General features: G+C 51.9%; 7 protein-coding genes. 5 read left to right on the top strand and 2 right to left on the bottom strand.

The window, feature by feature from the left end; genetic code table 11:
- Positions 1–138: 138 nt before the first annotated feature.
- The 4 genes from KO503_RS09435 to KO503_RS09450 all read left to right on the top strand — a co-directional run bounded on the left by KO503_RS09435 (position 139) and on the right by KO503_RS09450 (position 6,138).
- Positions 139–1,905: a SulP family inorganic anion transporter gene (locus tag KO503_RS09435; protein ID WP_215991306.1), complete on the top strand. Its 1,767-nt coding sequence runs from the start codon at positions 139–141 to the stop codon at positions 1,903–1,905.
- 161 nt (positions 1,906–2,066) lie between these two features.
- Positions 2,067–3,110, top strand: coding sequence for an L-glyceraldehyde 3-phosphate reductase (mgrA, locus tag KO503_RS09440; RefSeq protein WP_215991307.1), 1,044 nt, complete (start codon positions 2,067–2,069; stop codon positions 3,108–3,110).
- Between the two features lie 252 nt (positions 3,111–3,362).
- Entirely contained in the window at positions 3,363–4,220 is an 858-nt protein-coding gene (locus KO503_RS09445) for a TolB family protein (RefSeq protein WP_252731018.1), read from the top strand.
- Positions 4,221–4,623: 403 nt separating this feature from the next.
- Positions 4,624–6,138 carry an aldehyde dehydrogenase (NADP(+)) gene (locus KO503_RS09450; protein ID WP_215991308.1) on the top strand — a complete coding sequence of 505 codons (1,515 nt, stop codon included), beginning with the start codon at positions 4,624–4,626 and terminating at the stop codon, positions 6,136–6,138.
- Positions 6,139–6,387: 249 nt separating this feature from the next.
- Here KO503_RS09450 and KO503_RS09455 read toward each other — a convergent pair whose 3' ends face one another.
- Both KO503_RS09455 and KO503_RS09460 read right to left on the bottom strand, forming a co-directional pair.
- Positions 6,388–7,293, bottom strand: a complete 906-nt coding sequence (locus tag KO503_RS09455) for a sugar kinase (protein WP_215991309.1) — start codon at positions 7,291–7,293, stop codon at positions 6,388–6,390.
- Positions 7,283–7,993 (bottom strand): GntR family transcriptional regulator, encoded by a 711-nt coding sequence (locus tag KO503_RS09460; protein WP_303506732.1) that lies wholly within the window; start codon positions 7,991–7,993, stop codon positions 7,283–7,285. Before KO503_RS09460 ends, KO503_RS09455 begins: the two co-directional genes overlap by 11 nt.
- A 238-nt stretch (positions 7,994–8,231) precedes the next feature.
- Between KO503_RS09460 and uxaC the strand changes: the two genes are divergently transcribed.
- Entirely contained in the window at positions 8,232–9,641 is a 1,410-nt protein-coding gene (uxaC, locus tag KO503_RS09465) for a glucuronate isomerase (RefSeq protein WP_215991310.1), read from the top strand.
- Positions 9,642–9,857 lie beyond the last annotated feature (216 nt).

Genomic DNA, 9,857 nt, shown 5'->3' on the forward strand with positions numbered 1-9,857 from the left:
TACGGCACTTGGCTCAAACTGGATAGGGCACAATGGCATCTGCCAACGGATGTGAGTTTTGCTCTGTCATGGTGGAGCCATTCCCTGCTCGGCTGGTGGATTATTGGACCAAGCGCCACTCATATAAGGAACGTTCAAGTGTCTTTTGCCCCTCGTAAATTTCGTAGATATTTCCCCATTCTCGATTGGGGGTCACGCTATACCCGTGACACGTTTTTCAATGACGGTATGGCGGCTTTGATCGTGACGATCATGCTCATCCCGCAGTCTTTGGCCTATGCTTTATTGGCGGGTCTGCCTGCAGAGATGGGGCTTTATGCGTCGATTTTGCCTCTCGTGGCCTATGCGATTTTTGGCACGTCACGCGCATTGGCGGTCGGGCCTGTGGCTGTTGTGTCGCTGATGACGGCGGCGGCTGTTGGCAATATGGCGCTGCAAGGCACTGCCGAATATGCCATGGCGGCGATCACTCTGGCGTTTTTATCTGGTCTGATATTGCTGGTTATGGGGTTGTTCCGGTTGGGTTTCTTGGCGAATTTCCTAAGCCACCCAGTGATTGCAGGGTTCATCACTGCCTCTGGCATTTTGATTGCGACCTCGCAGTTGAAACATATTTTGGGGGTGACGGCCTCTGGCCACACGTTGCTGGAAATGGTCCAATCGATCCTAAGCCATTTGGGGCAAATCAATATCATCACGCTGATCATTGGGGGGGCTGCGGTCGCGTTTTTGTTCTGGGTGCGCAAAGGGTTGAAGCCGTTTTTGACTGGCAAGGGCGTCTCGCCGCGGATGGCGGATATCGCAACCAAAGCGGGGCCTGTGGCTGTCGTTGTTGTGACAACACTTGTGTCTTTCGGCTTTGGTTTGGCCGATCACGGGGTGAAAATTGTCGGTGACGTGCCACGCGGATTGCCACCTTTGACCCTGCCTGTGTTTTCTGGTGAGGTTTGGTCGCAACTGTTTGGCGCGGCTGTGTTGATCTCGATCATCGGGTTTGTTGAATCTGTTTCCGTGGCGCAAACCTTGGCCGCCAAACGACGTCAGCGTATCGTGCCTGATCAAGAATTGATTGGTCTTGGGGCGTCTAATATTGCAGCTGCGATGTCAGGCGGCTACCCCGTCACTGGCGGCTTTGCGCGCTCTGTCGTTAACTTTGATGCAGGGGCAGAAACGCCGGCTGCGGGTGCCTTTACCGCTATTGGTATTGGGCTGGCTGCACTGTTTTTAACGCCACTTTTGTATTTTTTGCCCATTGCCACTTTGGCTGCCACAATCATTGTCGCTGTGATGTCCTTGGTCGATTTTTCAATCCTGCGCGGCACTTGGGCCTATAGCAAAGCCGATTTTGTTGCCGTCTTGGCCACAATTTTGCTGACGCTTGGTATTGGGGTCGAAACAGGTGTTTCGGCTGGGGTGATTTTGTCCATCGGTCTGCATCTGTACAAGACATCACGGCCTCATATCGCCGAAGTTGGCTTGGTGCCGGGCACAGAGCATTTTCGCAACATCAAACGCCATGAAGTTTTAACGCAGCCGCATGTGGTGACCATTCGCGTCGATGAAAGCCTGTATTTTGCCAATGCTCGGTTTTTGGAAGACTACATCTATGACCGTGTCGCGGATTGTGATGAGATCAAACATATCGTGCTGATGTGCCCTGCGGTGAACGAGATTGATCACTCTGCGCTGGAAAGTCTTGAAGCGATCAATTTGCGGCTAAAAGATATGGGGATTTCGCTTCATTTGTCTGAGGTGAAAGGGCCAGTGATGGACCGCTTACAGAAATCTCATTTTTTGCAAGCTCTGACAGGGCAGGTGTTCTTGTCACAATTTGCGGCCATCAAAGCGCTTGAGACACCCCTCAGCGATAATGACAGTTCGCGTGATGCTCATGCAGTCTTATAATGATGTGAGACTGCATTGACTTAATTGGTATACAATTTTGCTCAAGGGGCGTGCGTGCAAAACTCTGGATCATACTAGCATTTCAGGTCATCATTACACCAAGGCATTCGGGCCTGTGCAATCAAGACAGGCTGCACACCTCGTGAATTGGAGAAAACGCTATGACTTATACCCCCGCAGAAAACCGTTATGAGACCATGAAATATCGCCGATGTGGCAATTCAGGGCTGAAACTGCCCGCAGTGTCCTTGGGACTGTGGCACAACTTTGGTGATGACACGCCACATCAATTGAAACGCGACATTTTGCACACGGCATTTGATGCAGGCATCACCCATTTTGATTTGGCCAATAACTATGGTCCGCGCCCTGGCGCCGCTGAAACTGCTTTTGGTGAGATTCTTAAAACTGATTTTGCCGGCTACCGCGATGAGATGATCATCTCAAGCAAAGCGGGATATTATATGTGGGATGGCCCTTACGGTGAATGGGGGTCACGCAAATATCTGATGGCATCTTGCGATCAATCCCTCAAACGTATGGGCGTTGATTACGTCGATATTTTCTATTCGCACCGCTTTGACCCAGATACACCGCTTGAAGAAACAATGGGCGCGTTGGATAGCATCGTGCGTCAAGGTAAGGCGCTATATGTTGGTATTTCCTCATATAATTCGGATCGCACCCGCGAAGCAGTTCGCATTTTGAACGAACTCGGTACGCCCTGTGTCATTCATCAGCCAAGCTACAATATGCTCAACCGCTGGGTTGAACACGATGGGTTGAAGGACACATTGCAAGAATTGGGCGTCGGGTCCATCGCGTTTACGCCTTTGGCGCAGGGCATGCTGACCAACAAATACTTGAAAGGTATTCCAGAAGGATCACGCGCGACCCAAGGCAAATCTCTGAAGCCTGAATTCGTATCTGACACCGCGATAGCCAACCTTAATAAACTCAATGAGCTGGCCTCTGGGCGCGGTCAAACTTTGGCACAAATGGCCATCGCTTGGGTTCTGCGCAACAACGGGATCACGACGGCTTTGATCGGTGCGTCCAAACCGTCTCAGGTTACGGATTGCGTGGCTGCGGTGAACAATCTTGAATTCACTGCTGAAGAGCTTGCTTTCATTGATGAGCATGCGGACGAGGAAAAGATCAATCTTTGGGCGCTGTCATCCGAGGGCAAAGGCGAAGCGAAGTGATCTAAAGCCCCGCGAAGCGGATCGAGACCTTATGGCGCGGCCTGTTCATCGGGCCGCGTTTTTATATGACGTTTCGTCCGGTGAAATATGTCCAGTAAAGACTGTCATCAAAGACTGGTCCTTTACGAGGGGGCGTATTGGCATATATGCGGTAGAGACCAAAGGGCCAAAGCGCTATGCGTGTCGGTCTGTCTCGCAGTAGGCCCTCAGGCGGCGCACCGCCCCCGTGGGTCACGTTTAAAGGATGATTACATGAGCTGGACCTCACGCCTAATGGTGTATGATTTCGAAGAAGGAAAATCCTTTCCAGTCTTGGAAACAGATATGCATATCGCAGCCCCAAACTGGGCACCTGAAGGCGATGCGCTGATCGTAAACGGCGATGGAAGTCTGTTTTGGGTCGATCTTGAAAATCCGGAACTGTGGGAAATCGATACCGGATTATGTATCAAACTCAACAACGATCACGGTGTTACGCCAGATGGCGAGACCTTGATTTTCTCGGATCATACCTATGGTCAAGGGGCAGTGATCTGGACGCAAAAGCTTGGAGACGAAACCGAAGGTGCCGACCCAAACCGTGTGACGCCCAACAGCCCGTCATGGTGGCATGGTGTGTCGCCCGACGGTAAAACATTGACCTATACTGCCGTGCGAAATGGCATGTTTGGCATTTACACAATTCCGATTGAAGGTGGCGACGAGACCTGTGTGATCGAGGGCGATCATCATTACGACGGGCCTGATTTCACCGCTGACGGGGACTGGATTTGGTTTAATTCCGAACGCTCGGGCAATGGGTCATCTGATCTGTGGCGTGTGCGTGTCGATGGTTCTGACGTCGAACAAATGACGGATGACGCGCGCGTTAATTGGTTTCCGCACCCCTCTCCTGATGGCGATAAAGTTGTTTATGTGTCGTACCTTGAGGGTGTCGAGGGGCACCCAGAAGGCCAAGAAGTCGAGCTGCGTTTGTTCAAGGGCAAAGATATTGCGCCTGAAACGATTGTGTCGCTGTATGGCGGGCAGGGCACCCTTAATGTTCCGTCATGGTCGCCCGATGGGGTGGCTTTTGCCTATGTGGAATATGCGCGACCAGATCAGGCTTAGCCTAACTCGTGAGGGCCTTACACATGAGATCCTTGCGCGCTGCGCCGTTTAGCGGTGTGTGGCGTGCATCCTACATTTGGTGGTCCTGTCACAGTTCAATTTACTGTTTTTCAGAGGATCAGCAGCACAGGCTTCACACGATTTGGTGATACATCCTCATCTTGAAGATGAGCTAATAACAAGTCTTTCGATGGCTTAAACGTCATGGGTAAAAGCCAACTTTGGCAGGTATTTTGCACGCAATTGGGTTGCAATTCCGACCGAGACGTTCAATTACTATGCCTGTTGGTTGCGCGGATGGTATACCATTTTTGCTTGCGCGAACCGAGCTGGAAATTATCTAAGGGCACTTGGTGCCCTGCGAATTAAACGCACACCAGATTGGTGGCGGAAAGGTTGTCTCATGACGTTCACCCCACACGGAAAACATCTCATCAGCGGCGAATGGATCGGAACTGATGCTGTCTTTACATCAGAGCCAGCAACCGGAGACGCGCATGACTTTAGCATCGGAACGCCTGCTTTGGTCGATCAAGCTGTTCAAGCTGCGGAAGACGCATTTTGGAGCTTTGGATATTCTTCTCGCGAAAGCCGTGCGAAATTTTTGAACGCGATTGCCGATGAAATGGAAGCGCGCGCTGATGCGATCACTCAAATCGGTTCTGAAGAAACAGGTCTGCCACAGGCGCGCTTGCAAGGCGAACGTGGCCGCACAACAGGCCAGTTGCGTTTGTTTGCAGCCCACATTTTGGCAGGCGACTACCTAGACCGCCGCTTTGATGAAGCTTTGCCTGATCGTGCACCAATGGCGCGTCCTGAAATTCGTATGATGCAGCGTCCGATCGGCCCTGTTGCTGTATTCGGCGCATCAAACTTTCCGCTCGCGTTCTCAACCGCTGGTGGCGATACGGCTGCTGCTTTGGCTGCAGGCTGTCCTGTCGTTGTCAAAGGTCACTCTGCGCATCCGGGCACAGGCGAAATCGTTGCCGAAGCCATTCTCGCTGCGATCAAATCCTGCGATATTCACCCTGGCGTATTTTCACTGATCCAAGGCGGCAAACGCGATGTCGGGACATCTTTGGTTCAGCATCCGTTGATCAAGGCCGTTGGCTTCACCGGTTCACTTGGTGGTGGTCGCGCCTTGTTCGATTTGTGTGCTCAACGCCCTGAGCCCATTCCGTTCTTTGGTGAGCTTGGATCTGTTAACCCAATGTTCTTTATGCCGAATGCTCTGTCAAACCGTGGCACAGAAATTGCTGAAGGCTGGGCCGGTTCTTTGACCATGGGCGCGGGGCAGTTCTGTACCAATCCTGGCATCAGCGTGATCTTGGATGGCCCAGATGCAGATGCATTTGTTGAAACAGCGACAAAGGCTTTGTCTACGATTGCACCTCAAACAATGCTGACAGATGGCATTGCTGACGCTTACCGCAAGGGTGGGGCCAGCATTTCTGCGGCAAAAGGCGTGCAAGAATTGATTGCGTCAACCTGTGACTTGCGCGATGCGGCGCCTTATCTGTTCGTGACCTCAGGCAAAGACTGGTTGGAAAACGAAGTGCTGGGTGAAGAAGTGTTTGGCCCTCTTGGCTTGATCGTTCGTGCGAAAGATATGGACGAAATGGCAGTGATTGCGAAAGCCTTGAAAGGTCAGTTGACCTGCACAATTCATCTGGATGATGAAGATGCGCAAGACGCCCAAAAATTGCTGCCGATCCTTGAGCGCAAAGCCGGTCGTATTTTGGCGAATGGTTTCCCAACTGGCGTTGAAGTTTGTGATGCGATGGTTCACGGCGGACCTTACCCTGCATCGACAAACTTTGGTGCGACATCTGTCGGGACTTTGTCTATTCGTCGCTTCTTGCGTCCGATCAGCTACCAAAACATTCCTGCTGCGGTTCTTCCGGCTGACTTTTCTTAAACTTAAAATGCATCCTACCACGTCTTTCGCGTGGTGGGGTGACGCCGCTGAGACGTCTCGGATTGGTCGGATTTAAGGTCTATAATCGATTTGTTTTATGGCACGGGTTTTTGCGTTTTCAAGCCACGCGATGCGTTTTTGAAAACTTATCGCCCAAGCTTTGATTTTTGTGCAATGGTTACAAAAACACCCATACGCTTGATGTGTATGGGTGTTTTGATTGTACTCATCCGTCAATGAAAAGGCCGCTTACAAAGCGATCAGCGCGCCGCGATGTTGAACGACTTGCGATGACAGCATCATGCCGGATCTCAACGCGCCTTCCAGATCAGCGCCTTGCATCCGCGCAGTGATATAGCCAGCGTTGAAACTATCGCCCGCCGCAGTGCTGTCCACTGGGGTCACTGGGTCGGGAGAGATCGACATGCCCCCTTCGCCTTGCGACCAAGCGTACATTTCATGCGCGCCGTTTTTGACAATAACAGTGTGCGCGCCCAGATCACGGTATCGTTGAGCGGTGTCTTGGGGTTTGGCATCCCCGAACATTTCTTCTTCCTCGTCGAAAGAAGGCAACATGACGTCAGCAATTTGGGCTGCTTTTGACAGCCACTCTTTGGTCTCGACTGGCGTTTTCCAAAGGCGCGGGCGAATATTGGTGTCAAAGACCACTTGCGCCCCTTGAGCACGCGCACGTGAGAGCGCTTCGATCAGGTTTTGGCGATGCTCTGGCGACAAAATCGCAAGAGTGATACCGGAGAACAGCAGGATTTTATCACCCGTAAAGGCCGCATCTAACGCGTCCGAATTGCTTGCCAAGAGTTTGGCGGCAGAATTATCGCGCCAATAGGCAAAGGACCGTTCGCCATCGGCCAACTGGATTGTGTAAAGGCCGGCTGTGCGGTCTGGGATGCGGCTGATGTGAGTTGTATCGATGCCGGATGTGGTGAAAAAATCCACCATCTGATCGGAAATACCATCTGTGCCCACCGCTGTAAGATAGCCGACGGCATAGTCGTCAAGGCCTTTGAGGCAGCGTTTGGCGTACCAAGCTGTGTTGAGCGTATCGCCAGCGAAGTTCATGGAGTATTTTCCATGCCCGTCTGGCGCCATTTCGACCATGCATTCGCCGATGGTCAAAAGTGTCTTAGTTTTCATGGTCGTCCTCTTCGAAAAACTCGGTGTGTTCGGCCCGAATTGTATGGATGGTGTCTGCGATACGGTTCAGGTGTGACCGCATGAGATCGTTTACAGTTTGCTTGTCATCGGCTTTCATCGCCGCCAAAATCGCAACATGTTCGTTGAAAGCTGTCGTGGAACTTTTCTTATCCAGTGCGAGATAGCGCACGCGGTCCATGTGCGCTTTGTTGTCTTTGATCAGGGTCCAGACTTCTGGATGGCCTGCAATGGTGCAAATTAAAGCGTGAAACGCGTCGTCGAGTTCATGAAATACATCGCGCTGATCTGTCTCAATGGCCTGCCTTTGGTGCTCAAGGTTGTCTTCGAGGGTCTGAAAATCCTCAGGTGTGGCTCGTTTCAGTGCGGCGCAGGTTGTTTCCAACTCTAAGGCCGTACGAATAAAGCGGGCTTTGAGGACTGCGGCTGGCGAAATTTTACTTACAACTGTCGCCCGTTGGGGGCGTATCAGTAAGAACCCCTGTTGGCTGAGGCGATAGAACGCGTCGCGTACTGGTTGGCGCGAGACGCCCAACTGGCTTGCGACATCCGCTTCGGACAGCTTTGTTCCCGGCGGCATCGCGAGGCCAACGATGCTATCGTAAAGCTGCCCGTAAACGATGTCTGTGACAGAAGGCGCGCGTTCCTGTGTTAGCGCTTGTAGTTTCAGGCCTTGTCCCACCTTGTGCCTCCTTTGCGTTTGTTGCCACAGTTTTTACGGTTTTCGCGCAGAGGGTCAATCTGTGCGAGGTTTCATGTGTTGATGCTTCATTTGGCCATATGATTGTACCGATATGAAGCTGCGTTGACATGGATTTGCAACTAGCATATTAGGTTATCGAGGAATTGAACACCCCCTACAACACGAATGCTAAAAGCTATTTTAGTGACAAAAGGGTCTGGGGGTTAGGGGGGATCACATGGCACTACTCGACCCAGATCGTTTGTTTCCAGTGGAAGACCGCACTCGTGGTTTAAGTCGTGAGATATATGATGGCATTAAGGACTTGCCGATCATTTCGCCACATGGGCACACAGATCCGTCTTGGTTTGCGTTGAACGAAAATTTTCCCGACCCTGCGCGTTTGTTTGTGACGCCTGACCATTATGTCTTTCGGATGTTCTGTTCTCAGGGCATTGATCTGGCCAGTTTAGGTGTGCCGCGCGTCGATGGTGGCGAGACAGAACCAGATCCGCGCAAAATTTGGCGGGTGTTCGCTGAAAACCTGTATTTGTTGCGGGGCACACCGTCATCCATGTGGCTCAATCACGCCTTTCAAGAGGTGTTTGGCATTGAGACACCGCTGAGCCGTGACACTGCTGACGAGATTTATGATCACATCGATGCCTGCTTGCGAACCGATGCATTTAAACCGCGGGCCTTGTACGACCGGTTTAACATTGAGGCGCTGTCGACCACAGAGATGGCTTTGGATGACCTGAAACATCATAAGACTATCCGTGAAAGCGATTGGAACGGCACGGTTATTTCCGCCTATCGCCCTGACAATGTGATCGACCCTGAGTTTGCAGGGTTCACCGATAATGTGATGCAGCTTGGCGTTTTGACAGGTGAAGACACGACCACTTGGGGCGGGTATTTGAATGCGCATCGCACGCGGCGCGCTTACTTTAAACAGGTCGGTCGTGTTACCTCGTCTGACCACGGCCACCCGACAGCGCGCACTGAAAACTTGAGCGCTTCGGTTGCCAATGAGTTGTTCCAAAAGGCGCTCAGTGGCACATGCACAGCGGACGAGGCAGACGCGTTTCGCGGGCATATGCTGACCGAAATGGCGCGTATGTCGCTTGATGATGGTTTGACGATGCAAATCCATGCGGGATCACATCGCAATCATTCTGGGCCTATGTTGGCTCAGTTTGGGCGCGACAAAGGGTTCGATATTCCGAGCAAAACAGAATTTGTGAACAACTTGAAACCCTTGCTGAATGCTGTGGGCATGGAACGTGATCTGACAGTGATCTTGTTTATGCTCGATGAGACCACGCAAAGCCGTGAACTTGCGCCCTTGGCGGGGGTATATCCTGCGCTGCGACTTGGGCCGCCTTGGTGGTTCCACGACAGTTTTGAAGGCATGAAGCGCTTTCGTGAAAACACCACGGAAACCGCTGGGTTCTATAACACCGTCGGGTTCAACGACGACACCCGCGCGTTTTGCTCTATCCCTGCGCGCCATGATGTCGCTCGCCGTGTGGACGCTGGATACCTTGCCACTTTGGTGGCCACGGGGCGGCTCTCACGAAATGAAGCACATGAGGTCGCGCAAGACCTCACATATAACTTGGTCAAAAAAGCATACAGGCTTTGATCGAATGTCCAGTTCATCTGCAAAGACATGTCCCAACGCGATGGGGCATATGTATATAGAAAGCAATCCATGACACAGCTTAACGTCGAAACCCGCCACGCCATTCACCCCGATCACGCCAAAGGTATGGACACCCAAGCCTTGCGTGATAATTTTTTGGCTGAAGGGATGTTTGCCGATGGCGAAATTCGTCTGGTTTACACTCATTACGACCGC

This window comes from Pacificibacter marinus (assembly GCF_018860505.1).
In the GTDB taxonomy this organism is placed as follows: Bacteria; Pseudomonadota; Alphaproteobacteria; order Rhodobacterales; family Rhodobacteraceae; genus Celeribacter; species Celeribacter marinus_B.